Raw genomic sequence first — 25,009 nt, 5'->3', positions numbered from 1 at the left:
ATCCCGATCCACATCGGCGAGACAGGAAATAGTGAAGTGGTCATTCCAACGCAAACTGGTGCAACTCTACACGGCAGAGGCGCTGACAAATCGAGTGTTTTGGTTGGATAATGGTGCGGTCGAGAAGACTCGAACTTCCACGGGAGTTACCCCACAGCGACCTCAACGCTGCGCGTCTACCAATTCCGCCACGACCGCACTGCCAATGACTTGGTAGAGGGCGTATAGACGGTGATGATCAGGATGTGAAGAGGCAAAAAACATGCCGGTTTGAATTCCGCGTTACCCCCCATATCTGTATCGCAGACACAGACTAATTCACCCTGCCCCGGAGCCCAACCATGACCGCGCAAGATCCCCGTCAAATTGTCCAGATCGATATCGTCTCTGACGTTGTGTGCCCGTGGTGCATCGTGGGCTTTCGTCAGTTGGATCTGGCGTTGAAAGAGCAAAACGTGCTCGCCAATCTCAGATGGCATCCTTTTGAGTTGAACCCGAACATGCCGCCCGAGGGCCAGAACCTGCGTGAACATATTATGGAGAAATACGGCTCAACGGCCGAGCAGAGCCAGCAGGCCCGCGCACGGTTGACCCAGATCGGTGCTGAGCTTGGCTTTGCGTTCAACTTCAATGATGACAGCCGGATGGTAAACACTTTTGCGGCGCATCAGCTGCTGGACTGGGCCGAAACGCAAGGCCGCCAGCATCCGTTAAAGATGGCGCTGTTCGAGGCCTACTTTACCAATCAGCAGGATGTGTCCCAAACCGAGGTCCTGCTTGATTCAGTCCAAAACGCCGGGCTGGACCGGGAAGCCGCCCGCGCGGCTCTGACCTCGGGCGATCACATCGCGCCGGTTCGCGAAAAACAGCAGTTCTGGTCCAGCCGTGGCATCTCGGGTGTTCCGTCGATGGTGTTCGCGGGCAAATACTTGATGACCGGCGCGCAGGGGGCCGAGAACTACTCCAACGTTTTGCAACGGTGCATGACCGAGGCCGCGTGACCTCTTTCCTTCACTCTGCCCTGCCGGTAAGGAGCCCCCATGGAATGGAAGATCACTGACGGGCTGACCGATTACAACGACGCCGTCGCCTTCATGGAGGCGCGCGTGGCCGCGATTGCGGCCGGTGAGGCAGATGAGTGTGTCTGGCTGCTGGAGCATCCGCCCCTTTACACAGCCGGCACCTCGGCCCGGATCGAAGACCTGACCGACCCGGATCGCTTTCCCGTCTACGAGGCCAAGCGTGGCGGTGAATACACCTATCACGGCCCCGGCCAGCGCGTTGCTTATGTGATGTTGGACCTGAACAAACGCGGCAAGGATGTTCGCCGCTTCGTCAAGCAACTGGAAGAATGGGTGATCGCCGCGCTTGCCGAGTTCAACGTGCACGGCGAAATCCGCGCCGGTCGCGTTGGCGTTTGGGTCCGGCGCGATGACAAACCGCTGACCGCATTGGGTCAACCTGCCGAAGACAAGGTGGCCGCGATCGGGTTGCGTCTGCGCAAATGGGTCAGCTTCCACGGCATCTCGATCAATGTCGAACCAGACCTCGAACATTTTTCGGGCATTGTCCCCTGCGGCATCACCGAACATGGGGTCACGTCGCTTGTTGATCTGGGCTTGCCGGTTACCTTGGTGGATGTTGACACAGCTTTGCAGAAAACGTTCTCAGAGATATTCGCTTCTGAATAGGCATGAAGCGGCGCCAGCGAATCGTTCAGAGTGAAGTCACCGTTAACAATCCCACAATTCCCGAACTCTCTGTTTCCATACTGAGCCAAAATTTCCCAATGGCTACAGTTCGAATAGTGCAAATTAACGAAAAACTCACTCAAATAGATACATTCCACGCGTTTAGGGGTAATATGGATTTACCGTTCTTAGAGTGAGTGGTGTGTTAACCGGTGATCTTGGGTCATCCTGAGTAGTCGGAAAATTTTTTGTTAACGAGTCTGCCGTTCCGACCCCAAATCGGAGCGGCAATTCGCATCCCACTCTATGCCTTCCCCTCTGTATGCCCAAAGCGTGACGGTTCGACACACGCGCGGTCGGCCTGTTCCAGCTCTAGCGTGGCGTGGCTGATGCCAAACCGGTCGCGGAGCGATTGCCTAACGCTGTCCCTTACCCCTTCCGCATCCGCCCAAGCCGCCGCGTTCACAACCAGATGGGCCGTCAACGCAGGTTCTCGCTCCTGCATGCTCCACAAGTGGACATGGTGTACCCCGGACACGCCCTGTACATCCTCGATGGCCGATGCGACCTCTTCCGGGTCCAAATCGGGCGGCGCTGCCATCATCAGAACGCGGATCGTCTCGCCGATCTCGGATTTGACGTGCCACAGGATGTAGACCGAGATCATGATGGTGACTGCGGGGTCGACCCAAGTCCAGTTGAACAGGATCACCGCAGTGCCAGCGACAATCACAGCCACCGATCCCAACGCATCCGCCACGTTGTGCAGAAAGGCCGCCCGGATGTTCATGCTGTCCTTTGCCATCGTGTAGGTCAGCGCAGCCGTGATCAGGTCCACGATCAAGGCCAATGCAGCGATCCAGACGACCATCCAGCCATTGACTGGCTCAGGCTCAAAAAACCGCATCACACCTTCATAGAACAGATAAACCGACAGCACGATCAACGTCGTGTAATTGACCAGTGCTGCAACCACTTCGGCACGGCCATAGCCAAAGCTCATCCGCGGATCTGCCGGGCGGCGGGCGATCTTGCGGGCGAAAAAGGCGATAACCAGCGCGATGGCATCCGAGAAATTGTGCAACGCATCCGCAATCAGCGCCAGCGAGCCCGAGAATATGCCCCCGACGACCTGAGCCAGCGTCAGGAACATATTGACGGCAATCGCCCAAATCACCCGCGCGTCCCCTGCCTCGGGGCCTATGTGGTGGTGCGCGTGGCTGTGCCCCTTATGAGAATGATCATGTGCCATTTGGTTTTGTGTCCCTTGTTTCGGCTACACACCGCATGTAATTCCTCTAGTTACTAGAGGTTCAAGTGCTCGGAACAAAAAAGATGTTTTCAATTGGTGATCTGTCGCGCCGGACCCGGGTCAAGGTTCCAACAATCCGGTTTTATGAAGAAAAAGGGCTGTTGCCGCGCCCGGACCGAACAGCCGGCAATCAACGCCGGTACGACGAAACTGCCCTAAAACGGCTGCTGTTTATTCGCCACTGCCGCGACTTGGGCTTACCACTGGCCGATGTCGTGGGCTTGCTGTCACTGGAAGGCGCATCTGGCACCGACCTAGACCGGGCGCACGAAATTGCCGAGAAGCAACTGGCTGATCTGCGAGACCGGATTTCCCGCCTGCAAAGCCTTGAAACGGAATTGACCCGAATTTCCAAAGCTTGCGACGGAAAGCACGACCATGTCTGTGCCGTGCTTCACGCGTTTGGCGATCATAGCGAGTGCAAGGGGTCGCACTCGAACTAACTGTTATTCGATCAGCTCAGCGCGGCTTTGATCTTTTCGGCATGCTGCGCGATCAGGTCGAAATCGCCCATCGTGCCGGGCGCACGCACGGCAACGCCATCATGGCGCGGCAAAACGTGGAAATGCAGGTGGAACACCTCCTGCCCTCCGGCGGCCTCGTTGAATTGCTGAACAGTGACACCGTCTGCATCGAACGCGGCGACAACGGCTTTGGCCAGTTTCTGAACTGTTGCCGTCACAGCCCCCAACTGCTCGGGCGAGGCATCCAGAATGTTGCGGCACGGGGTTTTGGGGATCACCAGCAGATGCCCATCTGCGCGCGGCATGATATCCATGAAGGCCACTGTATCGTCATCTTCGTAGACGCGGGTCGAAGGGATCTCTCCGCGCAAAATCTTGGCAAAGATGTTTTCGGGATCATAGGCGGTCATTTCAATTCTCCGATTGATAGGCTGACGACAGTTCTGCGGTGCGCGCTTTCCAGGGTCAAGCGGGGAACGTAATTCACGGCTGCGCCTTTGAAATCGGGGCACTGACGCCCAGATAAATGCAGATTTTGGAGAAAATTTCGCTGGGTACCCTCCTGCCCGCGACAATTATTCTTGATCCAGATCAAACTCGACCATTGAAGGTCGCCCCCCCGCAATCTAAAACCAGCAGGAATCCCGCGCGTTGGAGAGGTCCAACTGTGCGGTGTAGTTGCAACAGGAGGCACCTAATGGCAGACGCAGCCATTCATGGTCACGAGCATGAAGACGAGCGCAGCTTTTTCCAGCGCTGGTTCATGTCGACCAACCACAAGGACATCGGGATTCTCTACCTGGTCGTTTCGGCACTTGCCGGTCTGATCTCGGTTCTGATGACCGTCTACATGCGGCTCGAACTGATGCACCCCGGTGTTCAGTACATGTGCCTGGAAGGCTTCATGGCCGACCCATGTACCCCCAACGGACACCTGTGGAACGTTATGATCACCTACCACGGTGTTCTGATGATGTTCTTCGTTGTTATCCCCGCCCTCTTCGGCGGATTTGGCAACTATTTCATGCCGTTGCAGATTGGTGCGCCGGATATGGCGTTCCCGCGGATGAACAACCTGTCCTTCTGGCTGTATGTCGCTGGTACTTCACTGGGTGTGGCATCGCTGCTGAGCCCGGGGGGTAACGATCAGCTCGGCTCGGGCGTGGGCTGGGTTCTCTACCCGCCTCTGTCGACGACCGAGGGCGGCATGTCCATGGACCTCGCGATCTTTGCCGTGCACGTATCGGGCGCCTCCTCGATCCTCGGCGCGATCAACATGATCACCACCTTCCTGAACATGCGTGCCCCGGGCATGACCCTGTTCAAGGTGCCGCTGTTCAGCTGGTCGATCTTCGTCACCTCGTGGCTGATTCTTCTGTCCCTGCCGGTTTTGGCGGGCGCAATCACCATGTTGCTGATGGATCGCAACTTTGGCTTCACCTTCTTTGATCCGGCCGGTGGCGGTGACCCGATCCTGTATCAGCACATCCTGTGGTTCTTTGGCCACCCGGAAGTGTACATCGTGATCCTGCCCGGTTTCGGCATCATCAGCCATGTGATTGCGACCTTCGCACGCAAGCCGATCTTCGGTTACCTGCCGATGGTCTGGGCGATCATCGCGATCGGCGTTCTGGGCTTTGTCGTGTGGGCGCACCACATGTACACCGTTGGCATGTCGCTGCGTCAGCAGGCTTACTTCATGCTGGCCACGATGGTCATCGCGGTTCCGACCGGCGTTAAGGTCTTCTCGTGGATCGCGACCATGTGGGGCGGTTCCATCGAGTTCAAGACACCGATGCTGTTCGCCTTCGGCTTCCTGTTCCTGTTCACCGTTGGCGGTGTAACCGGGGTTGTACTGTCGCAGGCCGGTGTGGACCGTGCCTATCACGACACCTACTACGTGGTTGCGCACTTCCACTACGTGATGTCGCTGGGCGCTGTCTTCGCGATCTTCGCCGGTGTGTACTTCTACTTCTCGAAAATGACAGGCCGTCAGTATTCCGAGTTCTGGGGCAAGGTTCACTTCTGGCTGTTCTTCATCGGCGCCAACCTGACCTTCTTCCCGCAGCACTTCCTGGGCCGTCAGGGCATGCCGCGTCGTTACATCGACTATCCCGAAGCGTTCGCCCAGTGGAACTTCGTGTCGTCGATCGGTGCATTCATTTCCTTCGCTTCGTTCCTGCTGTTCTTCGGCATCGTGATCTACGCCCTTCTGCGTGGCGCGAAAGAAACCCGTCCGAACCCGTGGAACGAATACGCGGATACGCTGGAATGGACCCTGCCCACTCCGCCGCCCGAGCACACGTTCGAGCAGCTGCCAAAGCAGGAAGACTGGGACAAGGGCCACGCTCACTAATCCCTGCGAAGCACTCTTCGGAAAGCCCCGCATTTGCGGGGCTTTTCCTTTTTCGCCCCCCGAGATTTAAACAGCGCTGGCATAGACTTGCCCAAGAATAAGCCGTTAGACTGACTTGCAATCGCCAATTGCGCAGGACCCGATCGGTCATGATCCTTCACGACGGAATTACTGTACGACAGATGGTCAAGGGCTCATTCGGCTTTATCTGCATCGTGCTGACATGGACACTGCTGGTTGTACTGGCAGACGAACTCACCACAATCGAGCTGATCTCGAACCCCAGCCCACCTGTAACCATGCTAGGACTGGCTGTAGCATTCTTTCTTGGCTTCAAGAATACGTCGGCCTTTGGGCGTTGGTCCGAGGCGCGCAGCATCTGGGGCGAGATCGTCAACGCCAGCCGTGACTGGGGCAACACCATCAGCAATTTGGTACTGCCCGACGGCACACCAATTGACCCCGCGCTGCGCAACGAACTGATCGAACGTCACATTGCTTGGCTCAATATGCTGGCATTTCAGCTGCGCCAACCTTCTCCGACAGGACGCAGCCGACGCCCCTGGATGTTTGGACACAAACCGATATCTAACCACTCCGAACTGCATCAAAACCCTGAAAGCTGGCGTGAGCACCAGCTGCAAAGCGACCTCCCAAGGCTTGAAGAAAAAAGCAATCGGGCGGCTTATCTGATATTTCTTCAGGGAGAAAAGCTTGCTGAGTTGGCGCGTACTCAGAGCATTGATCCGTTTTGGCATGTCGCCCTAATGGATCGCCTCGCCCGGTTTACGACGACACAAGGGCAGTGTGAGCGCATCAAAAACACGCCATTCCCAAGACAGGTCGCCGAGGTCGGGCGGGTTTTCAGCTGGATCTTCATCTTCATGCTTCCTTTGGCATTCAACGACGAACGATCGGTCACCGCCGAAATAGATTTCTCCGTTTGGCAGCTTGTGATCTTCGACTGGCTGACATTCGCGCCTGTTGGGGCATTGGTCTGCTGGATCTTCTTTGTCACCGAACGCGTCAGCGCCTCGATGGAGGATCCGTTTGAAGGGGATGTGACCGATGTTCCGATCTCGGCCCTGTGCCGGGCCATCGAGATCGACCTGCGTCAGATGACCGATTGCGGCGTTGCGCCCCAACCTGTGAAACCTTTCGAAAAAGCTCTGATCTAGGGCAGCCCTATTTTGCAGGTCAGCCACGCCAATTTCTGGTCGCGTTCGATAATCTGATCAATTTAGGGTATCATACATCCAGAAACCCTGGGATCGGAGCCATCAGATGCCCGAAATTGACTTTTGGTTTTCCATAGGCAGCACATACAGCTTCCTGACGATCATGCGCCTGGATGACTGGTGCGATGAACATGACGCGAGCGTGAATTGGCGGCCGTTCAACGTGCGCACCGTTATGTCTGAACAACAGAACATTCCCTTTGCAGGCAAGCCGGTCAAATCCGCATATATGTGGCGCGATATCGAACGGCGAGCGGCCAAGTATCACCTGCACGCCACACTTCCCGCGCCCTATCCGATCTCGGACCTTGCGCTGGCCAATCAGGTTGCCGTGCTGGGCATGTCGGACGGTTGGGGCAAATCCTTTACCCAAAACCTGTACCGCATCTGGTTCGAAGAAGGGATCGAAGCAGGCAGCGAAACAGCTCTGTCAGAAGCCTTGCACCGGTGCCAGCAAGACCCGCGCCTGACCCTTGCTCGCGCGCGCAGCCCAGACACGATTTCGGCCCTTGAGACCGAAACGGAACAGGCAACAAAGCTGGGTGTTTTCGGCGCTCCCAGCATGGTCGTGCGCGGCGAAGTGTTCTGGGGCGACGACAGGCTGGACGACGCGCTGTCCTGGGCCAGGGTCGGTCACGTCACCTAAGCTTTCCTGTTAGACACCCACAAGTGTTGCGCTATTTTCGCACCATGCCGTACCGATGGAATCAAACCTCAAGCTCCGAGCAAGAGTTGCGCCTGTGGCCGCATAACTCTTTGCCTCCACGCTGGGCGATGCGTGTGGTGTTGTCGGTCTTTTTGTTTGGCTTGATTCCACTGATGGCTGTGCTCGGCTCGGTTCTGCTGTGGGGTTTGTTGCCATTCATGCTGCTGAGCGTTTTGGGTCTGTGGTTCGCGATCCAGTCCAACTACCGGGAACGCAGCGTGTTCGAGGTGCTGACCTTGACCGGCTCGCAGGCCCGACTGGTGCAACATCACCCGCGAAGAGGGCAGCAAGAGTGGTCTTGCAACCGCTATTGGGCGCGACCCGAAATGCATGAACACGGCGGACCTGTCCCGAACTATGTCACCTTGACCGGAGAGGGCCGCGAGGTCGAAATCGGTGCGTTTCTGTCTGAGAAAGAGCGGATTGCGCTTTATGATGAGCTCACAAAAAAACTGCGCGAACCCGTCGCGCAGTCTTAGCAATTTCCGAGATCAAGTGGCTCAGCAACCGCCGTTTGTCGACGCACAGAGCTGATCTTTGACCATCGGGCCGACTTTACCGAAATCCATCTGGCCGGTGTAACGGGTTTTCAACTCACCCATCACCTTGCCCATGTCGCGGATCGAGCCGGCGCCGGTGGCCGTGATCGCGGTCTGAATGGCCTTGCTCACCTCGTCATCGTCCAATTGCTTGGGCAGAAATTCCTCGATGACTTCAACCTCACGCAGTTCCCGCTCAGCCAGATCCAGTCGGCTGCCCTCTTCATAGGCACGGGCGCTTTCCTTGCGCTGCTTGGTCATTTTTCCAAGAATTTCAAGCACCTCTGCGTCACCGCAGCCTTTGGCCTCTTCGTTGTCAGACGCACGCGAGGCGATGTCACGGTCCTTGATTGCAGCGTTAATCAGACGCAGCGTCGACAGGCGCTCAGCGTCCTTGTCTTTCATTGCTTGCTTAAGGGCCGTGTTCACCCTTGATCGCATATCCATATGTTCTGTCCATCCCCATGGCAAAGGAACCCCGACCATATCGAAACAAAAAGCGCGACACAACAGGGGGCATACACATCTAACCTATTGATTTAAAACGATAGACCAAAAATTGAACAGACTTGACCCTGCGCCATAACCCCCTTAGTTATGCGCCGATTTACCCTGCAGGAGAGTCGCGCCATGGCCCAGAACGCCCCGTCCAAGCCCACCGCATGTCTGGCATTGGCCGACGGTACATTGTTCTACGGGATGGGCTTCGGCGCCATCGGTCAGACGGTGGCTGAACTGTGCTTTAACACTGCGATGACCGGATATCAGGAAATCATGACTGACCCCTCTTATGCGGGGCAGATCGTGACCTTCACCTTCCCTCATATCGGCAATGTCGGCGTGAACCCCGAAGATGATGAGACCAGCGACCCCGTAGCCGCCGGAATGGTGGTCAAATGGGACCCGACCGAACCATCCAATTGGCGCTCGGCCGAGGAATTGAAGGACTGGCTGGCCCGCCGCGGTCGCATTGCCATCGGTGGCGTGGATACACGTCGCCTGACCCGCGCCATCCGCCAACAAGGCGCGCCGCATGTTGCGCTGGCGCATGATCCCGATGGCAATTTCGATATCGAGGCGTTGGTTGCAGCCGCGCGTGGCTTTGCCGGACTGGAAGGTATGGACCTGGCCAAAGAGGTCACCTGCGTCCAAAGCTATCGGTGGGACGAAATGCGTTGGGCTTGGCCCGATGGCTACGCGCGCCAGAACGCCCCGATCCACAAGGTAGTGGCCGTGGATTTCGGCGCAAAGCGCAACATCCTACGCTGCCTTGCCTCCGCCGGTTGTGATGTGACCGTTCTGCCAGCCACGGCCACTGCTGCCGAAGTGCTGGCCCACAACCCTGACGGCGTTTTCCTGTCGAACGGCCCCGGCGACCCGGCGGCCACCGGTGAATACGCCGTTCCGATGATCAAAGAGGTCCTGGACACAACCGATCTGCCCGTCTTTGGCATCTGTCTGGGACATCAGATGCTGGCTCTGGCTCTGGGCGGTCAGACCGTCAAGATGAACCACGGCCACCACGGTGCCAACCACCCTGTCAAAGATCTGGATACCGGCAAGGTCGAGATCACGTCGATGAACCATGGTTTTGCCGTCGATGCGCAAACTTTGCCAGAGGGTGTGGTCGAAACCCACCGCTCGCTGTTTGACGGATCGAACTGCGGCATTCGGATGAGTGATCGCCCGGTCTATTCGGTTCAGTACCACCCCGAAGCCTCGCCCGGCCCACAGGACAGTTTTTACCTGTTCGAACGTTTTGCCGAGGCAATGGCGGGTCAAAAAGCACAGGCTTAACCGTCTGATCGTTTAGTGTTAACGCGCTGTTAACCTTGATTGCGCAACCCTGACGCCGGACTACCGTGTCAGGGTTTCTTTAATGGTCGAACTTAACCTGCAGAATTTCGCGCGCGCCGCGCCAATTTCTGTTCGGGCGCGGAAACCTCTTGGCACCTATTTGGTCGAACGCGGATGCATCACCCCTGCGCAGTTGGAAAAGGCGCTGCATCTGCAATCCAGACAACAGGCTCCGTTGGGCGAAATCCTTGTCAGTGAAGGTTGGGTCAGTCGGCAGGACGTCATGGAAGCCCTGTCCGAGCAAACCAGCCTGCAACTTATCGATCTGGAAAACACGCCACCCGAACAGACCTTACGTGACATCAAACCCGCCGAGTTTTGGCTGAAGCACAATGTTCTCCCATGGCAGCGCATAGGCCCCATTCTGCTGATCGCGACCGCAAACCCGAACCGTTTTGCCGCCGTCCGCGCCGCCCTATCCCACACCGAACACACGGTGGCACCGGTGCTTGCATCGGCAAGCCAGATTGACCAAGCGATTGCCAATGCGTTCGCGAACACATTGGCGAAGAGTGCGGAAGCTCGGGTAGACGAGGACCAGAGTTGTCGGTCCTGGACACCATTGGCGCGTGCGAGTCCTATCGCGGCGCTTGCCGGGGCTCTTTTCTTTTTTGCGGTCTTTCCTGCTATTGGCTTGTCCCTTCTATTGGCCGCTGCCGTAGTTTCACTGCTTCTTTTCATGGCTTTGCGCGTAGCTGGCTTGATCTCTTACTTAATGAGAGGTCAACAAGGGTGCCCGATCCCTGAACCTGTCCCACTCCGATTGCCGCGCGTTTCGGTGATGGTGCCCCTGTATAAGGAAAGAGAGATAGCAGGAGCTTTGATTAAGCGACTGCAACGCTTGACATACCCAAAGGCGTTGCTCGACGTCATTCTGGTGCTGGAAGAATCCGATGAAGTCACGCGCACCACCGTGGACCGTGTGAAGCTACCCAGTTGGATCAGAACCGTGGAAGTTCCGGAATTGAACGGCCTGACAACCAAGCCCCGGGCGATGAACTACGCGCTGGACTTCTGCCGCGGCGACATTCTGGGCGTTTGGGATGCCGAGGATGCCCCGCAACCGGATCAGATCGAACGGGTGGTCCGGCATTTCGCGCGGGTCGGCGAAGACGTTGTCTGCCTGCAAGGCGTGTTGGATTACTACAACCCGCGTACCAACTGGCGCTCACGCTGCTTTACCATCGAATACAACAGTTGGTTCCGGATACTCCTGCAGGGTATCGCGCGTCTGGGACTGGTTGTTCCATTGGGAGGCACAACATTCTTCTTCCGTAGGGACAAACTGCTGGAGCTTGGCGGCTGGGATGCCCACAATGTGACCGAAGATGCAGATTTGGGTGTACGCCTCAGCCGCGCAGGCTATCGGACCGAGATGGTCGACACAGCGACCTATGAGGAAGCAAATTTTCGCGCCTGGCCCTGGGTCAAACAACGCTCACGCTGGCTCAAGGGTTTCATGGTGACCTATCTGGTGCACATGCGTGCGCCGCTGCGCCTGCTCAACGAACTTGGGCTCAAGCGATTTCTCGGGTTTCAGGCGTTCTTTTTGGGCACGATTGGCCAGTTCTTATTGGCTCCAATCCTTTGGCTGTTCTGGCTGGTGACATTGGGCTTGCCAGGCCCATTTGATACTCTCTTACCAGGGTGGACTTTTTACGCACTGATCGGCCTGTTCTTAGTTGCCGAGATCACAAATCTGATCGTCGGGGTGCTGGCCGTTGCAGCGCCCGAAAGACGGTTTCTGCTGCCATGGGTCCCTACCATGCCCCTCTATTTTCCACTTGGCGTGCTGGCCGCCTACAAAGCTCTGTGGGAGCTGGCCAGCAAACCATTCTTCTGGGACAAAACGCAGCATGGGCAAGCCAGCGAAGAGGTTCAGCCCCTCTAGCGGTCACTTCTCGCGCAGCACGGCATCCTGTTTCAGACGGGTCATGAAAGCCACCGAGATATGTTCCTTAAGTGCCCGTTCTGCCGCCTCTTCATCACGTGCGGCGATTGCCTCGACAATGCCTTTGTGCTCGCTCTGGGCAATCTCACCACGACCCTGCACCGCAAGGGACGTTGTCGCCATCAGCGCCATAGTGCGGTGCACGAGGTCCAGTTGCTGCACCAGATACCGGTTGTGCGATGCCAGATGGATTTGTTCGTGAAACCGCCGATTGGCCCGCGACAGCGCCGATGGGTCATCCACCAGCGCATCGTCGGCGGCGACCATGTCCTGCAGCACTTTGATCTCTTCTTCGGTGGCGTGTTTCGCGGCCAGCTTTGCCGCCAAACCCTCCAATTCGCGACGGACCACGTAAAGCTCCGCCATTTGGTTGTGATCTAGCGACGCCACGATCAGCGAGCGTCCGTCTCGTTCCAGCAGTGACTGCGTCTCAAGACGCTGCAACGCTTCGCGGATCGGCGTGCGCGACACGCCAAACCGTTCTGCCAACTCACTTTCGACCAATCGGTCGCCGGGCTTGTAAACGCCTACGTCAATCGCTTCGAGAATTAGGCTGTAGGCGTCTTTATTGGGCTGTCTGGATTGGGGCATCGGGTGGTTTGTCTCCTCGTTCGGACATGTCTATCCGCCTCGGGCCAATGCAATCAAGTGTAGCATTGAAAACCATGGCGCGGCGGCCTAAACCCAAACCATGGTCAAACCTTCCTTTTCACACGTCACCCAGTGGGTGTTCGACCTCGACAACACGCTGTATCCGCCGCATATGCAGCTGTTCGATCAGATCGAAGTTCTGATGACAGATTACGTAGTACAGGCCATTGGTGTCGCCCGGGCCGAGGCGGATCGTCTGCGGTCACACTATTGGCGCGAGTACGGCACTACGCTGGCCGGATTGATGGCCGAACACGACCTGGACCCTGCCCCCTATCTGCACGCCGTGCATCAGGTGGATATGAGCCACATGGACCCCGACGCCGAATTGGCCGACCACATCCGGTCCCTTCCCGGCCGCCGGATCGTCTACACCAATGGCAGCGCGCCCTATGCCGAAAGGGTGCTGGAAGCACGCGGTCTCAGCGGGTTGTTCGATGCGATCTACGGCGTGGAGCATGCGGGCTATCGTCCAAAACCCGAACAGGCCGCCTTCGAGGCAATCTTTGCACAGGATGGGATCGACGCAGCCAAGGCAGCCATGTTCGAGGATGATCCGCGCAATCTGACTGCCCCTCATGCAATGGGAATGCGCACTGTCCATGTCGCGCCCGAGCCCCATGAGGCCGATCATATTCACCACCATACCGACGATCTGACCGCGTTTCTGGCCCGCCTGCGATAGGCTGTCACACTGCGACGATCTGCACATTCTGCAGGTGCAGCATCGACCCTATATGCGCCGGAGCGACGAACAGAATCGGAGACCCCATGAGCGCGATCGAGATGCCCGGACGCCTGCCTATCTGGCAGCGCCTGTTGTTTGCAATTCCCCTGTTTGGCTGGATGGCCAAGGATGCCGCTCATGCAAAGGGCGAAGATTGGGGTTATACAGCCGCCGCGATTTTCAGCATGTGGGGATGTTCTGCCCTGTTGTTTGGCTTGCCGGGCCTGTACATCCCAGCGGTGATGATGGTGCCGGTGATGTTCCTGATCCTCATCCTGATCTCGCGCGGTTGACGCACGGGACAGGATGTCACTTGGCACCCGACGAAGAACCACACTAGGTTCTGCGCAACACTCGGAGGCCAAGGTCATGAAAGACAGCTGTGACATTCTGATTTCAGGCGGCGGAATCGCCGGACTGACCGCTGCGGCGGCATTTGGAACCGCGGGTTTCGACATCGTTTGCGTCGACCCGACCCCTCCTATCACTGAGCGTGATGTAGACGGCTCTGATTTGCGGACCACCGCTTTTCTGCAACCCGCGCACGGGTTGCTGGAGGAGTGCGGGTTGTGGCAACGGCTGGACGCACACGCGGCCCCTTTGCAAATCATGCGTATTGTCGACGCCGGCGGTGATGTCCCCGAACCCCGCGTTGTGCGCGATTTCAACGCCGCCGATATCTCGGATCAGCCTTTTGGCTGGAACCTGCCCAACTGGCTTTTGCGGCGCGAGATGGTGGCACGGCTGGCCGAACTGCCGAATGTCGACTTCCGCCCCGGCACCGGAACCGCCAGCCTGTTCACTCGCACTGCCGAAGCACGCGTTGGACTAAGCGACGGCAGCCGCATCCGCTGCAAATTGGTGCTTGCTGCGGACGGGCGCAATTCGCCCATGCGCGAGGCGGCGGGCATCCAAACCCACACCACTCGCTACGGCCAAAAAGCACTAGCCTTTGCTGTTACGCATCCGGTCCCGCACGAAAATGTCTCAACCGAGATCCACCGTTCGGGCGGGCCGTTCACCCTGGTCCCCCTGCCCGACTGGCAAGGGCAGCCGTCCTCGGCGATTGTGTGGATGGAGCGCGGACCGCGCGCGGTAGAATTGCTGAACACCGAGCCCGAGGCGTTTGAGGCCCTGATGACCGAACGCTCATGCGGGTTGTTCGGGCCGTTGAAACTGGCCTCGCGCCGGACGATCTGGCCGATTATCAGCCAGTCGGCCGAGCGTCTGTCGGGCGAACGCATCGCCCTGATGGCCGAGGCCGCCCACGTTGTGCCGCCAATCGGTGCGCAAGGTCTGAACATGTCGCTGGGCGATCTCCGCAGCCTGCTGGATCTTGCGCGAGCCCGTCCCGAAGGCCTGGGTGACGCCCAGATGCTAGACGCCTATCACAAGGCCCGCCACACCGAGATCGAGATGCGGGTCAAGGGCATTGACCTGCTGAACCGCGCCTCGATGATCGAAGCGCGGCCGTTAAGGGATGTACGGGCAATGGGGTTGAATGCGCTCTATTCCCTGCCACCTGTTCGCAAAACATTGATGCAAATGGGCCTCGGCGTGCGCTGAGGCCCAAGTTTCACAGAACCTGATCCAGCACGCGTTTTAGTCGCGCAATGGTGCCGTCCACATCATACAGCTTGTCCAAACCGAACAGGCCAAGCCGGAAGGTGCTGAAGCTTTCGGGCTCATCACATTGCAGTGGTACTCCGGCGGCGATCTGCATACCCAGAGCGGCGAATTTCTTACCATTCTGAACGTCCGGATCAGCCGTATAGCTGACCACAACGCCCGGTGCGCCAAATCCGTCTGCGGCAACTGAAACGATGCCCTTTTCCCGCAGCATCGCGCGGACGCCATCACCTAAGGCCCATTGTGCGCCGCGCAGCTTTTCGAACCCGTAGTCGCGGGTTTCGATCATTGTATCACGAAACGCTTTCAACGCATCCGTGGGCATGGTTGCGTGATACGCGTGTCCGCCATTTTCATAAGCCTGCATAATCTGCCGCCACTTCTTCAGATCAACAGCAAAGCTGTCCGAGGTTGTCTCTTCCAACCGTTTCTCGGCACGTTCCGACAACATGACCAAACCGGCGCAAGGCGACGCGCTCCAGCCTTTCTGGGGCGCCGAAATCAGGACGTCCACGCCGGTGGCCTTCATGTCGATCCAGACGCAGCCGGACGCGATGCAATCCAGCACCATCAACGCCCCAACCTCATGCGCCGCGGCGGCCATCACTGTTACGTAGTCATCAGGCAGGATAACCCCGGCCGAGGTTTCGACATGCGGGGCGAACACGACATCCGGGCGTTGTTCGCGGATCGTCGCAACCACCTCTTCAATCGGTGCCGGAGCAAATGGAGACGGGCTGGAATTGCCGGTTTCACGCGCCTTGAGAACAGTGGCGGATGCCGTCAGATCGCCGGATTCGATGATCTGGCTCCAGCGATAGGAAAACCACCCATTCCGCACGACCAGAACATTGGCGTTGCGTGCAAATTGCCGGGCAACAGCTTCCATCCCATAGGTACCGCCACCGGGAATAACCGCAACGCCGTCCGCGTTGTATACATCCTTCAGCAAGCCCGAAATGTCGCGCATCACCTGTTGGAACTGAACCGACATGTGATTCAGAGACCGGTCGGTAAACACGACCGAGAACTCTTCGAGCCCCGAGGGATCAACGGTATCCAATAGCGCTGGCATAGATTTTCCTTTCAAGTGGTCGTCAGCGGAGTTACGACACGGGTTAATTTGCCGAGACCCGTACTGAACCCGAATATCTGACCTAAGGGAACCCAAAAACAATTCAATCAAATGACAATTTGTCTGTCGATATTGGCACTAAATGACGCCAAATAGTGTCAGCGGCTCTTTACACTTTGACGTGTTTCTGACCAGATGCACTCACTTTGTGGAAGAAAGGTATTTCGACAAGTGAATGCGCATAAGCGGATCAGTTTTCAAGTCGTACGGGATGAAGTCAAACGGCGCATCGAATGCCGTGTTTGGCCGCAGGGATCGCTTCTGCCCACCGAAACGCAGCTTGCCGAGGAATTTAATTGCGCACGCGCGACGGTGAACCGCGCCCTGCGTGAGCTCGCCGATCAGGGCTTTGTCGAGCGCAAACGCAAAAGCGGGACCCGGGTCAAAAAGGAACCCAGCAAGCATGCAAAGCTTGAGTTTTCTCTGGCCCGTCAAACAGTTGAAAGTCAAAATGCAACCTACCGTTACTCGCTGGTCGAACGCAACGTAGTCGCCAGCCCTGGCTGGCTGGCCTCGCAGATCGGGGTATCGCCGAACGTGCGCGTCCTGCATGTGATCTGTATGCACTACGCGGACAACCGCCCTTTCCAAATGGAAGAGCGCTGGATCAACATAGATGCGGTTCCCGAGATCGAGCATGCCGACCTAAGCAACCAAGGGCCGCATGAATGGCTGTTGAACGCCGCCCCGTTTACCGAGGCCGAAGTCGCCTTTAGCGCGATTTCCGCAGACGGAAGGCTGGCGGAATTCATGGGGACGACCGCCGGAGCATCGATGATCCAGCTCGAACGCACAACCTGGAAAAACGGGAACCCGATGGCATTCGCCCGGATGACCCACCATCCCGGGTATTGTATCCGCACACGGTACTGAATCGGTCTATCTGATCGGACCCGGCAAACGTTCCTCGCTCAACAGGACGTTGGCTTCGACATCCCCTGCGCCGGGCAAGGTCATGATCCGACGGCGCAGGACCCGCTCAAAGTCTGGAAGGTCGCGGGCCACCACCCGCAGGCGATAGTCATACAGTCCCAGCACATGCTCAACAGTCTGGACTTCGGGAATGGCACTTACGGCGCGCTCGAAGTCCTCCAGACTGACCTGTCCCTTGCGGGCCAGTTTGACACCAAGAAACACGGTCACGCCGAATCCCAGCGCCTCGGCATTCAGGCGCAGCCGTCGACCCTTGATAATGCCCGAGGTTTCCAGCCGGCGGATTCGCCGCCAGGTTGCCGGTTGTGACAATCCCAACTTACGCCCCAATGCCCCGGCGCTCTGCGATGCATCCTGCGCCAGCGCGCACAGAATTTTTCTGTCCAGCTCATCCAAATCGGTCATACCGGCAGAACCTCTTCGCTTTTGACCCTCGCGATATGCATCAGGGCCTCGATATCCGCGATATGCGGCAGGGTCAGGATGCGGTCGCGGTAGAGTTGCTGGTAGTGAGACATATCCCTGGCAATCACTGACAGGCGCACATCCACCCTGCCCAGAAATGTCTGCAATTCGATCACCTCGGGCACCTGTCGGGCGGCCGCAGTGAATTCGTCAAATGCGCGGGACTGCGTCTTGTCCAGCGTGACCCGCAGCGAAACCTCGACTGCATAACCAAGCGCCGCCCAGTCGATCACTGCCTCCTGCCCCTGGATAATGCCAGCAGCCTGCATCTTTTCGACGCGGCGCCAACAGACGCCTTGGCTGATGCGACACCGCTCGGCCAGTTCCGCCGCTGACAGGCTTGGGTCAGCCTGAAAGTGACGCAGGATTCGACGGTCAATGTCATCAAGCATGAATTTCTCGAATTTTAGTTATTTGGCGAATTATTCTTCACCCTTTTGACAAAAATTCAAGCGAAACTCTATCGCCAATACAGTAATAGACAGGTAGAACGCTCGGCAATCAAACCAGAAAGGACCGGCGACATGCGCGTCTATTACGATCGCGATTGCGACATCAACCTGATCAAAGACAAAAAAGTAGCGATCCTGGGCTATGGCTCGCAAGGCCACGCCCATGCGCTGAACCTGCGCGACTCGGGTGCGAAGAACCTTGTCGTCGCTCTGCGTGAAGGATCCGCCTCGGCCAAAAAAGCCGAAGCCGAAGGTTTGGAAGTCATGGGCATCGCCGAAGCGGCAGCCTGGTGCGACGTCATCATGTTCACCATGCCCGACGAACTGCAGGCCGAAACCTACAAGAAATACGTACATGACAACATCAAGCCTGGCTCGGCGATTGCTTTCGCCCACGGCCTGAACGTCCACTTTGGCCTGATCGAGCCGAAAGAAGGCGTCGACGTCATCATGATGGCCCCCAAAGGCCCCGGCCACACTGTGCGCGGCGAGTATGTCAAAGGCGGCGGCGTACCTTGCCTGGTCGCAGTTGACAGCGACGCAACCGGCAAGGCGCTGGAAATCGGCCTGTCCTACTGCTCGGCCATCGGTGGCGGCCGTTCGGGCATCATCGAAACCAACTTCCGCGAAGAATGCGAAACTGACCTGTTCGGCGAGCAGGCCGTTCTGTGCGGCGGCATCGTTGAGCTGATCCGTTGCGGCTTTGAGACACTGGTCGAGGCAGGCTATGCGCCTGAAATGGCTTACTTCGAATGTCTGCACGAAACCAAGCTGATCGTTGATCTGATCTATGAAGGCGGTATCGCGAACATGGATTACTCGATCTCAAACACTGCGGAATATGGCCAGTACGTCACCGGCCCGCGCATTCTGCCTTATGAGCAGACCAAGAAGGCGATGAAAGAGACCCTGTCGGACATCCAAACCGGCAAGTTCGTGCGTGACTTCATGCTGGAAAACGCAGTTGGTCAACCGACCATCAAAGCGGCCCGTCGTCACAATGATGAGCATCAGATCGAACAGGTTGGTAAGAAACTGCGCGACATGATGCCGTGGATCTCCGCCGGTAAGCTGGTCGATCAGGAAAAGAACTGATCCCACCAAGCGAATGCGAAGGGGCGGCCCATCAGGCCGCCCTTTTTTGTCCATGCCCCAAGCCGAGACGCAGATGGTCCAGCAACCCACATCCCGCGATTGGAGCGGCGTTATCACCCTTGGTCTGATCTGGGGCGGGACCTTCATGGTCGTCGCAATGGCGCTGGAAGGGTACGGGCCAATCACCGTCGCCACTGCAAGAACAACGCTAGGCGCGGTGATGTTGCTGGGCCTGATGGCGGTCACGAACCGCAAGCTTCCCTCCGGGTCGATTGCTCTTTGGACCTCGGTCATCGTGATCGGCATCTTGTCCTCGGCCCTACCCTTTGTTCTGCTAAGCTGGGGACAGCAATACGTATCATCGGCCTTTGCTGGCTTGTCCATGGCCGCGATTCCTTTGATGGTATTGCCGCTGGCGCATTTCTTTTCGGACGAACCGCTGAACCTCAGGAAATTGGTTGGCGTGACGCTTGGTTTCTGCGGTGCCTTGGTACTGATCGGCCCCGGCCTGGCTCAATTGGGCCAAGGATCAGAACCACTAGCGCAACTGGCCTGCATCGGGGCCGCTCTGTGCTATTCCTGTGCGTCGATATTCACCCGACAATGCCCACCCATTGATCCGGTGGTACTAGCAGCTCTGACCCTGCTGGTCGGTGCAGTAATCCTGTTGCCAATCATGGTCGTAACCGAGGGCATTCCAACGTGGGAAGGCACCCGCCCAAGCATAGCCATTATCGTGTTGGGGTTGGTGCCCACGGCATTTGCCACACTGCTGCGCGTATCCGTCATTCGCAGTGCGGGATCAGTCTTTATGACGCTGGTGAATTACCAGGTTCCCATCTGGTCGATGGTTTTCGGCGCGTGGGTGCTGTCCGAGGCGTTACCGCTGCGGTTTTACATAGCACTTGCCATGATCCTGACAGGGCTGGCCATCAGCCAGTGGTTCAGCCTGCGAAAGATGCTGACTGGCCGCTAGCCGGCCACAGCTTCGACCTCGGCGACGATACCGTCGACCACTTTGGTCAGCAGCGCATCATCTTCGCATTCCGCCATGACGCGGATCAGAGGTTCCGTACCTGACTTGCGGATCAACAGGCGCCCCTGCCCGTTCAATCGTGTTTCGGCGTCGGAAATTGCGGCCTGCACACTGGCGGCCTCAAGCGGGGCTTGTCCTTTGCCATAGCGCACGTTCTTAAGCAATTGAGGTACGGTTTCGAACTGCACAGAAAGCTCCGAGGCTTTACGACCCGTATGGACCATCTCAGCCAGGAAATGGAGGCCTGCCATCAGGCCGTCACCCGTGGTGGCATAGTCGCTCATGACGATGTGGCCAGATTGCTCTCCGCCCAGATTGAACCCGCCTTCGCGCATACGTTCAACGACATAGCGGTCTCCGACACTGGTGCGTTCCAGCCGCAGACCATGGCTTTCCAGATGCCGTTCCAGACCAAGGTTCGACATGACTGTTGCGACCAGCGCACCGCCTTTCAGGCGGTCTGCCGCGGCCCAACTGGTCGCCAAAAGCGCCATTAGCTGATCGCCATCTGCAACCTGCCCGTGTTCATCAACCATGACCACACGGTCGGCATCACCGTCCAGGCAAATTCCGACGTCCGCCCCATGAGCGACAACCGTTTCCGCGGCCAATTGCGGCTTGGTCGAACCGCAATTTAGGTTGATGTTCTTACCGTTGGGTGCAATCCCCACCGGGATCACGTCGGCACCCAATTCCCACAAAACCTCAGGCGCAGTGCGGTGCGCGGCTCCATTGGCACAATCGACGACAACTTTCAGCCCATCCAGACGCAGATCGCGAGACAATGAGGATTTGACCCGCTCACCGTACCGAAAACGGGCATCATCCACGCGCCGGGCACGGCCGATATTCTGCGCCTGCGCAGGGCTGACACCCTCTTCGATCAGACGCTCGATCTCGGCTTCGGCCTGATCGGACAGCTTGTATCCATCCGGGCCAAAGAACTTGATGCCATTGTCTTCGGCCGGGTTGTGGCTGGCCGAGATCATCACGCCGACATCCGCACGCATCGAACGCGTCATCAATCCGACGGCGGGCGTAGGTACCGGACCTAACAGCAAGACGTTCATACCGGTCGAGGTCAATCCGGCTGTCAGGGCGTTTTCCACCATATAACCGGACAGGCGTGTATCCTTGCCAATCACCACCCGGTGTACGTCAGATTGATCGCGGCGGAAGTAACGGCCAGCGGCAGCCCCAATGCGCAATGCCATTTCGGCCGTGATTGGATGGGTGTTAGCGGTCCCCCGCACTCCATCTGTTCCGAACAGCTTGCGCATAATGTCACTCCGTCATTTCTTGCCTGCCTCCGCCTTACCGGACAGCAGCCCAAAGGCGCAAGGCCTGAGCGGTTTCTGCAACATCGTGTACGCGCAGAATCTGAACGCCTTGTGACAATCCGGCTAACCCGACTGCGATTGATCCTGGCGCGCGGGCGTCTTTGCGCGGCTCTTTGCCAATCTGTCCGATAATCTCTTTTCGGGACACGCCCAGCAGAATCGGGCAACCCAGGCCATGAAACAGGCTGATCCCCTGCAGTAGGGCGAGGTTATGTGCTTCGGTCTTGCCGAAACCTATGCCCGGATCAACGACGATCTGATCCCGCTCCAACCCGAGTTTTTCAAGGTTGGCCACCTGCTCGTCGAGGAAATCATAGACGTCCAGCAGTACATCATCATAGGTCGGATCATCCTGCATCGTTGCCGGATCGCCCTGCATGTGCATCACGCAGACCGGAGCACCAACTTTTGCACAAAACGGTGCCAATTGCGGATCAAAGGTAAAGCCGGTTACATCGTTGATCAGCCCCGCTCCGGCCTCCCACGCTGCTTCAGCAACGGCGGATTTACGCGTATCTATGGATATCAAAGCATCAGTGCGGGATTTGATGGCTTCGATCAGGGGGCGGGTTCGGGCGATTTCTTCATCTTCGGGTACGAAGGTCGCTCCGGGCCGGGTCGATTCCCCACCGATATCCAGAATGGTTGCATCGTGTGATACCATCTGTTCAGCCGCGGTTTGGGCCGCACTGACCGAATTGTGCACCCCACCATCCGAGAAACTGTCCGGTGTAGCATTCAGGATGCCCATAATATGCGGGCGATCCATGGCAAGACCGGCAATATTGGCGCGCGGTCGCGTCAGACGGTCCAGAGCGCCGTCGGGCACATCCTTCACGGCAATGACCTCTGGAGGCTCATGTCGAGTTAACTGTTCAACATGCGTAAACCACAGGGATTGGCCCGCAATCGACACAGCGCCTGACGGACGGTTCGGTTCATGTTGAACCAAAGGTCGATAGTACGCAGTCACAGTTGTGCCTGATCCACCGAGACCGAGCGAAGAGGTGTTTTAGGGGCATCGGGCAGCGCACCACCGATAACCAACATCTCGCTCGCCTCAAAAGTAGCCGCAAACCATGCGGCCAAAGCGACGGCGTCCGATGGTGCCGCAGACGGGCCATCAACAGCATCCAGAACGATTTTCGAGGGCGCCCAGACACAGATCTGGCCGTTTTTCATAGCCCAATCCAGCTCGGTCCGTGTTGAGACGACAACGCAACGGTGATCGCGTGCGGCCAGAACCCAAGCGTTCTGCTCGATCGCCAGCAAGTCAATTCGGCGCTGCGTCATCGCGTGGCCCGTCTGCGAAACCGGCATATCCGCCGCACCAACGCACAGGATCAGCGGGCGTTCACGGTTTTCCAACTGGTCGATCCAGCCAGTCAGATCGGGTGAGGCAATGGCTTCGTTCGACAGGAAGGCCAGGCGCGGATGCGGGCGTTCTTCTTCGACAACGTCGTGGTGAACCTTATCTTTGCCCCGTACGATCTCAACACCCAAAGCACCGGGGCCACGGTCCAGTTTTTCTATTCTGACAAAGGCTCTTACAGCTTGAGGCTCAAGCAGAATACGCTCCGCCACCCGGTCCGCGAGGGTTTCCAGCAGGTTGAGGCGTTCCGCTGCAAGCTCATAGGCGATGGCTTCGGTCACCCGGTCATAAGACAGGATGCGATCCACGTCATCGTCGATGGGATCGGTCAGGGGGCGAACCTCGACCACGATATTGAAGCAGATACGCTGGGTTGTACCCCGCTCGGCCTGAAACGCGCCAATCTCGACCTCGACGATATGGTCGCGCAGGGAAATACGATCCAGCGGCCCCCGGGTGGCGGTCGCCTCGGACCGCTCGGACGGGTGCGCAAAGGCAAGACGGATTTCAGAGCTCATACAGGCGAACCTCTTCGGGCGTTGTGGACGTGTTTGCGCAAATTAAACGATGCGCGGGCATATAACACCGCAACATGCGTCTTTCCAGCCACCGAATGCGGCGTCAGCTTACCCGGAACCAGCTCATCATGCCCGAGGCCGCGTGCCCCAGCATGTGACAATGCAGCAGCCAGTCGCCCGGATTATCCGCAACCAGCGCGATTTGTCGGGTCTCGCCCCTGTCCACCAGCACAGTATCGCGCCATGGTCCCAAACTGCCATCCGGCAGGATCAGACGGAAGTGGTGACCGTGCAGGTGCATGGCATGAGGGAAGGCAGTCTCGTTCACAAATTCGATCCGATGTATCTGCCCCAACTGCGCATCCAGAAACGGATCTTTGGGCCGTTCCGCGTATCCGTTCAACGCCCAGAACCGGCCCAGTTGCGCCAGTTCGCGGCCTGTGAGGTCCTGATCGCCAAGCTTCGCCCCCTCAAGCCATCGCATCGCACCGCCCTGCAGCGACATGCGATGCAGAGGTGCCTCTTCATACTGAAATTCAGGCATATTGTTCGAGGGCAATGGCGCAATTCCCCGCCTACGTGTGTGGGCGGTTTCGAAAACTGGAAAGCGCACCACGCCATAGCCGCCATCCCGTTCGATACTGGCGAGACCCGCGACTTCTCCGGACGAAGAGGTCACATCCACGATAAGGTCCGCCCGCTGCGCTGGCGCAAGCGGAAAGCTGTCCTCAACAGGCAGCGGTACGGCAAGCGGCATGCCATCCAAAGCCACGATCCAACCGGCCAGCCCGTCCAAAGCCAAATCAAAAATACGCGCGTTCGAAGCGTTTATCAGGCGCAGTCGCAACCGTTCTCCCGACCCAACCGAGTAAGACGGATCAAAGCCACCGTTGACGGACACGAGATTACCCAACCTTCCCGCGTGGCTCAGGTCGTGCCCATTATCGAAATCATCCACGATATGCGCCGTTTCAGGATCCAACCGCCAATCGTCCAACATCAGCGTCAGATCCTGATCAACGTCCGGCGGGCTGGCTTCTTCGACGATCAAAGGTCCGTAGAGACCCCGAGCGACCTGTTCCACAGATCTGTTGTGTGAGTGATACCAATATGTTCCGGCATCCGGCGCAACAAAGTCATAGACGAAGGATTGGCCCGGTTCGACCGCGTCCTGTGTCAATCCAGGCACGCCATCCATTGCGTTATCGATCCTTATTCCGTGCCAGTGCACGGCCGTAGGCTGAGACAGGTTGTTGACCAGATTGCGCCGAACACGCCCGCCTTGCGGCACCCGGATCTCGATCCCGGGAACGCTGCCGCCATAGGTCCAAACCGGTGTTGTTGGATAACCTTCAGGCGCAATCTGCTGCTCTGAATCCAGAGCGATCAGATCAGAACTGACCGCATGCGCCGCCCTTGGCAGCAACATCAGTGCAGTCGACGTTTGCAGAAACCGTCTGCGGGATAATATCATGGCGGACCTCCTGGCCCGCTACATAAGCCAGAAAAAGACCCGCGCCAGCAAGGTTCCAGCGCGGGTGC

General features: G+C 57.8%; 26 protein-coding genes and 1 tRNA gene. 15 read left to right on the top strand and 12 right to left on the bottom strand.

Annotated features, from left to right (window positions below; translation table 11 throughout):
• Nucleotides 1-111 precede the first annotated feature (111 nt).
• Nucleotides 112-198: transfer RNA gene (locus GOW16_RS06715), tRNA-Leu, on the bottom strand.
• 143 nt (nt 199-341) lie between these two features.
• On the opposite strand from GOW16_RS06715, the gene GOW16_RS06710 reads away from it, so the two are divergent.
• Nucleotides 342-1,001: a DsbA family oxidoreductase gene (locus GOW16_RS06710; RefSeq protein ID WP_170412210.1), complete on the top strand. Its 660-nt coding sequence runs from the start codon at nt 342-344 to the stop codon at nt 999-1,001.
• A gap of 39 nt (nt 1,002-1,040) precedes the next feature.
• A complete protein-coding gene (lipB, locus tag GOW16_RS06705) occupies nt 1,041-1,691 on the top strand; it encodes a lipoyl(octanoyl) transferase LipB (protein WP_170412207.1) in 651 nt (216 codons plus the stop codon).
• 304 nt (nt 1,692-1,995) lie between these two features.
• Here lipB and GOW16_RS06700 read toward each other — a convergent pair whose 3' ends face one another.
• Nucleotides 1,996-2,943: a cation diffusion facilitator family transporter gene (locus GOW16_RS06700; protein WP_170412204.1), complete on the bottom strand. Its 948-nt coding sequence runs from the start codon at nt 2,941-2,943 to the stop codon at nt 1,996-1,998.
• Between the two features lie 83 nt (nt 2,944-3,026).
• On the opposite strand from GOW16_RS06700, the gene GOW16_RS06695 reads away from it, so the two are divergent.
• The gene (locus tag GOW16_RS06695; protein ID WP_170412201.1) at nt 3,027-3,446 is read left to right on the top strand and encodes a MerR family transcriptional regulator; all 420 of its coding nucleotides are present in this window, start codon (nt 3,027-3,029) and stop codon (nt 3,444-3,446) included.
• 11 nt (nt 3,447-3,457) lie between these two features.
• On the opposite strand, the gene GOW16_RS06690 is transcribed toward GOW16_RS06695, so the two are convergent.
• Nucleotides 3,458-3,877, bottom strand: a complete 420-nt coding sequence (locus GOW16_RS06690) for an HIT family protein (protein WP_170412198.1) — start codon at nt 3,875-3,877, stop codon at nt 3,458-3,460.
• Between the two features lie 287 nt (nt 3,878-4,164).
• Between GOW16_RS06690 and ctaD the strand changes: the two genes are divergently transcribed.
• The 4 genes from ctaD to GOW16_RS06670 all read left to right on the top strand — a co-directional run bounded on the left by ctaD (nt 4,165) and on the right by GOW16_RS06670 (nt 8,246).
• On the top strand, nt 4,165-5,823 hold the full coding sequence (gene ctaD, locus GOW16_RS06685) for a cytochrome c oxidase subunit I (RefSeq protein ID WP_170412194.1): 1,659 nt from the start codon (nt 4,165-4,167) through the stop codon (nt 5,821-5,823).
• A gap of 149 nt (nt 5,824-5,972) precedes the next feature.
• Entirely contained in the window at nt 5,973-7,001 is a 1,029-nt protein-coding gene (locus tag GOW16_RS06680) for a bestrophin family protein (protein WP_170412191.1), read from the top strand.
• Between the two features lie 106 nt (nt 7,002-7,107).
• Nucleotides 7,108-7,707 (top strand): 2-hydroxychromene-2-carboxylate isomerase, encoded by a 600-nt coding sequence (locus GOW16_RS06675; RefSeq protein WP_170412189.1) that lies wholly within the window; start codon nt 7,108-7,110, stop codon nt 7,705-7,707.
• Nucleotides 7,708-7,751: 44 nt separating this feature from the next.
• Nucleotides 7,752-8,246: a DUF2244 domain-containing protein gene (locus GOW16_RS06670; protein WP_170413345.1), complete on the top strand. Its 495-nt coding sequence runs from the start codon at nt 7,752-7,754 to the stop codon at nt 8,244-8,246.
• A 21-nt stretch (nt 8,247-8,267) separates the two neighbouring features.
• Here GOW16_RS06670 and GOW16_RS06665 read toward each other — a convergent pair whose 3' ends face one another.
• Nucleotides 8,268-8,753: a GatB/YqeY domain-containing protein gene (locus GOW16_RS06665; RefSeq protein ID WP_170412185.1), complete on the bottom strand. Its 486-nt coding sequence runs from the start codon at nt 8,751-8,753 to the stop codon at nt 8,268-8,270.
• A gap of 183 nt (nt 8,754-8,936) precedes the next feature.
• Between GOW16_RS06665 and carA the strand changes: the two genes are divergently transcribed.
• Nucleotides 8,937-10,103, top strand: coding sequence for a glutamine-hydrolyzing carbamoyl-phosphate synthase small subunit (gene carA / locus GOW16_RS06660; RefSeq protein ID WP_170412182.1), 1,167 nt, complete (start codon nt 8,937-8,939; stop codon nt 10,101-10,103).
• An 82-nt stretch (nt 10,104-10,185) separates the two neighbouring features.
• Nucleotides 10,186-12,054: a glycosyltransferase gene (locus GOW16_RS06655; protein WP_170412179.1), complete on the top strand. Its 1,869-nt coding sequence runs from the start codon at nt 10,186-10,188 to the stop codon at nt 12,052-12,054.
• Nucleotides 12,055-12,057: 3 nt separating this feature from the next.
• On the opposite strand, the gene GOW16_RS06650 is transcribed toward GOW16_RS06655, so the two are convergent.
• Nucleotides 12,058-12,705 (bottom strand): GntR family transcriptional regulator, encoded by a 648-nt coding sequence (locus tag GOW16_RS06650; RefSeq protein ID WP_170412176.1) that lies wholly within the window; start codon nt 12,703-12,705, stop codon nt 12,058-12,060.
• 100 nt (nt 12,706-12,805) lie between these two features.
• Here GOW16_RS06650 and GOW16_RS06645 point away from each other — a divergent pair, with 100 nt between their 5' ends.
• The 3 genes from GOW16_RS06645 (at nt 12,806) to GOW16_RS06635 (ending at nt 15,058) form a co-directional block, all read left to right on the top strand.
• Nucleotides 12,806-13,450 carry a pyrimidine 5'-nucleotidase gene (locus GOW16_RS06645; RefSeq protein WP_170412173.1) on the top strand — a complete coding sequence of 215 codons (645 nt, stop codon included), beginning with the start codon at nt 12,806-12,808 and terminating at the stop codon, nt 13,448-13,450.
• 86 nt (nt 13,451-13,536) lie between these two features.
• Nucleotides 13,537-13,785, top strand: a complete 249-nt coding sequence (locus GOW16_RS06640) for a hypothetical protein (RefSeq protein ID WP_170412170.1) — start codon at nt 13,537-13,539, stop codon at nt 13,783-13,785.
• A 76-nt stretch (nt 13,786-13,861) separates the two neighbouring features.
• Nucleotides 13,862-15,058 carry a UbiH/UbiF family hydroxylase gene (locus GOW16_RS06635; protein WP_170412165.1) on the top strand — a complete coding sequence of 399 codons (1,197 nt, stop codon included), beginning with the start codon at nt 13,862-13,864 and terminating at the stop codon, nt 15,056-15,058.
• Nucleotides 15,059-15,068: 10 nt separating this feature from the next.
• On the opposite strand, the gene GOW16_RS06630 is transcribed toward GOW16_RS06635, so the two are convergent.
• Complete coding sequence (locus GOW16_RS06630) at nt 15,069-16,196, bottom strand: aminotransferase class V-fold PLP-dependent enzyme (RefSeq protein WP_170412161.1); 1,128 nt, start codon at nt 16,194-16,196, stop codon at nt 15,069-15,071.
• Between the two features lie 231 nt (nt 16,197-16,427).
• Between GOW16_RS06630 and GOW16_RS06625 the strand changes: the two genes are divergently transcribed.
• The gene (locus GOW16_RS06625; protein WP_170412158.1) at nt 16,428-17,129 is read left to right on the top strand and encodes a GntR family transcriptional regulator; all 702 of its coding nucleotides are present in this window, start codon (nt 16,428-16,430) and stop codon (nt 17,127-17,129) included.
• Nucleotides 17,130-17,135: 6 nt separating this feature from the next.
• On the opposite strand, the gene GOW16_RS06620 is transcribed toward GOW16_RS06625, so the two are convergent.
• Nucleotides 17,136-17,594, bottom strand: a complete 459-nt coding sequence (locus GOW16_RS06620; protein ID WP_170412154.1) for an Lrp/AsnC family transcriptional regulator — start codon at nt 17,592-17,594, stop codon at nt 17,136-17,138.
• Nucleotides 17,591-18,046: an Lrp/AsnC family transcriptional regulator gene (locus GOW16_RS06615; protein WP_170412151.1), complete on the bottom strand. Its 456-nt coding sequence runs from the start codon at nt 18,044-18,046 to the stop codon at nt 17,591-17,593. The genes GOW16_RS06620 and GOW16_RS06615 overlap by 4 nt, the downstream gene beginning before the upstream one ends.
• A gap of 132 nt (nt 18,047-18,178) precedes the next feature.
• On the opposite strand from GOW16_RS06615, the gene ilvC reads away from it, so the two are divergent.
• Together ilvC and GOW16_RS06605 are read left to right on the top strand one after the other, a co-directional pair.
• Nucleotides 18,179-19,201, top strand: coding sequence for a ketol-acid reductoisomerase (gene ilvC / locus GOW16_RS06610; RefSeq protein WP_170412147.1), 1,023 nt, complete (start codon nt 18,179-18,181; stop codon nt 19,199-19,201).
• A 73-nt stretch (nt 19,202-19,274) separates the two neighbouring features.
• Nucleotides 19,275-20,177: a DMT family transporter gene (locus GOW16_RS06605; protein WP_170412144.1), complete on the top strand. Its 903-nt coding sequence runs from the start codon at nt 19,275-19,277 to the stop codon at nt 20,175-20,177.
• Here the strand turns inward: GOW16_RS06605 and glmM are convergent.
• The 4 genes from glmM to GOW16_RS06585 form a co-directional block, all read right to left on the bottom strand.
• Nucleotides 20,174-21,517, bottom strand: coding sequence for a phosphoglucosamine mutase (glmM, locus tag GOW16_RS06600; RefSeq protein ID WP_170412142.1), 1,344 nt, complete (start codon nt 21,515-21,517; stop codon nt 20,174-20,176). The two genes, GOW16_RS06605 and glmM, sit on opposite strands and share 4 nt — an antisense overlap.
• 34 nt (nt 21,518-21,551) lie before the next feature.
• Complete coding sequence (gene folP, locus GOW16_RS06595; RefSeq protein ID WP_170412139.1) at nt 21,552-22,550, bottom strand: dihydropteroate synthase; 999 nt, start codon at nt 22,548-22,550, stop codon at nt 21,552-21,554.
• Complete coding sequence (locus GOW16_RS06590; protein ID WP_170412136.1) at nt 22,547-23,467, bottom strand: dihydroneopterin aldolase; 921 nt, start codon at nt 23,465-23,467, stop codon at nt 22,547-22,549. Before GOW16_RS06590 ends, folP begins: the two co-directional genes overlap by 4 nt.
• Nucleotides 23,468-23,570: 103 nt before the next feature.
• A complete protein-coding gene (locus GOW16_RS06585; protein ID WP_170412133.1) occupies nt 23,571-24,941 on the bottom strand; it encodes a multicopper oxidase family protein in 1,371 nt (456 codons plus the stop codon).
• Nucleotides 24,942-25,009: the final 68 nt, after the last annotated feature.

It is taken from the genome of Ruegeria atlantica (assembly GCF_013033965.1).
Taxonomy (GTDB): Bacteria; Pseudomonadota; Alphaproteobacteria; order Rhodobacterales; family Rhodobacteraceae; genus Ruegeria; species Ruegeria atlantica_D.
Note: the sequence above shows the minus strand (reverse complement) of the source record. Positions and strands in the feature narration are given on the sequence as shown.

Coding starts and splice junctions, on each gene's coding strand:
- GOW16_RS06710 (WP_170412210.1), top strand. CDS start 342: ATGACCGCGCAAGATCCCCGTCAAATTGTCCAGATCGATATCGTCTCT.
- lipB (WP_170412207.1), top strand. CDS start 1,041: ATGGAATGGAAGATCACTGACGGGCTGACCGATTACAACGACGCCGTC.
- GOW16_RS06700 (WP_170412204.1), bottom strand. CDS start 2,943: ATGGCACATGATCATTCTCATAAGGGGCACAGCCACGCGCACCACCAC.
- GOW16_RS06695 (WP_170412201.1), top strand. CDS start 3,027: ATGTTTTCAATTGGTGATCTGTCGCGCCGGACCCGGGTCAAGGTTCCA.
- GOW16_RS06690 (WP_170412198.1), bottom strand. CDS start 3,877: ATGACCGCCTATGATCCCGAAAACATCTTTGCCAAGATTTTGCGCGGA.
- ctaD (WP_170412194.1), top strand. CDS start 4,165: ATGGCAGACGCAGCCATTCATGGTCACGAGCATGAAGACGAGCGCAGC.
- GOW16_RS06680 (WP_170412191.1), top strand. CDS start 5,973: ATGATCCTTCACGACGGAATTACTGTACGACAGATGGTCAAGGGCTCA.
- GOW16_RS06675 (WP_170412189.1), top strand. CDS start 7,108: ATGCCCGAAATTGACTTTTGGTTTTCCATAGGCAGCACATACAGCTTC.
- GOW16_RS06670 (WP_170413345.1), top strand. CDS start 7,752: ATGCCGTACCGATGGAATCAAACCTCAAGCTCCGAGCAAGAGTTGCGC.
- GOW16_RS06665 (WP_170412185.1), bottom strand. CDS start 8,753: ATGGATATGCGATCAAGGGTGAACACGGCCCTTAAGCAAGCAATGAAA.
- carA (WP_170412182.1), top strand. CDS start 8,937: ATGGCCCAGAACGCCCCGTCCAAGCCCACCGCATGTCTGGCATTGGCC.
- GOW16_RS06655 (WP_170412179.1), top strand. CDS start 10,186: ATGGTCGAACTTAACCTGCAGAATTTCGCGCGCGCCGCGCCAATTTCT.
- GOW16_RS06650 (WP_170412176.1), bottom strand. CDS start 12,705: ATGCCCCAATCCAGACAGCCCAATAAAGACGCCTACAGCCTAATTCTC.
- GOW16_RS06645 (WP_170412173.1), top strand. CDS start 12,806: ATGGTCAAACCTTCCTTTTCACACGTCACCCAGTGGGTGTTCGACCTC.
- GOW16_RS06640 (WP_170412170.1), top strand. CDS start 13,537: ATGAGCGCGATCGAGATGCCCGGACGCCTGCCTATCTGGCAGCGCCTG.
- GOW16_RS06635 (WP_170412165.1), top strand. CDS start 13,862: ATGAAAGACAGCTGTGACATTCTGATTTCAGGCGGCGGAATCGCCGGA.
- GOW16_RS06630 (WP_170412161.1), bottom strand. CDS start 16,196: ATGCCAGCGCTATTGGATACCGTTGATCCCTCGGGGCTCGAAGAGTTC.
- GOW16_RS06620 (WP_170412154.1), bottom strand. CDS start 17,594: ATGACCGATTTGGATGAGCTGGACAGAAAAATTCTGTGCGCGCTGGCG.
- GOW16_RS06615 (WP_170412151.1), bottom strand. CDS start 18,046: ATGCTTGATGACATTGACCGTCGAATCCTGCGTCACTTTCAGGCTGAC.
- ilvC (WP_170412147.1), top strand. CDS start 18,179: ATGCGCGTCTATTACGATCGCGATTGCGACATCAACCTGATCAAAGAC.
- GOW16_RS06605 (WP_170412144.1), top strand. CDS start 19,275: ATGGTCCAGCAACCCACATCCCGCGATTGGAGCGGCGTTATCACCCTT.
- glmM (WP_170412142.1), bottom strand. CDS start 21,517: ATGCGCAAGCTGTTCGGAACAGATGGAGTGCGGGGGACCGCTAACACC.
- GOW16_RS06590 (WP_170412136.1), bottom strand. CDS start 23,467: ATGAGCTCTGAAATCCGTCTTGCCTTTGCGCACCCGTCCGAGCGGTCC.
- GOW16_RS06585 (WP_170412133.1), bottom strand. CDS start 24,941: ATGATATTATCCCGCAGACGGTTTCTGCAAACGTCGACTGCACTGATG.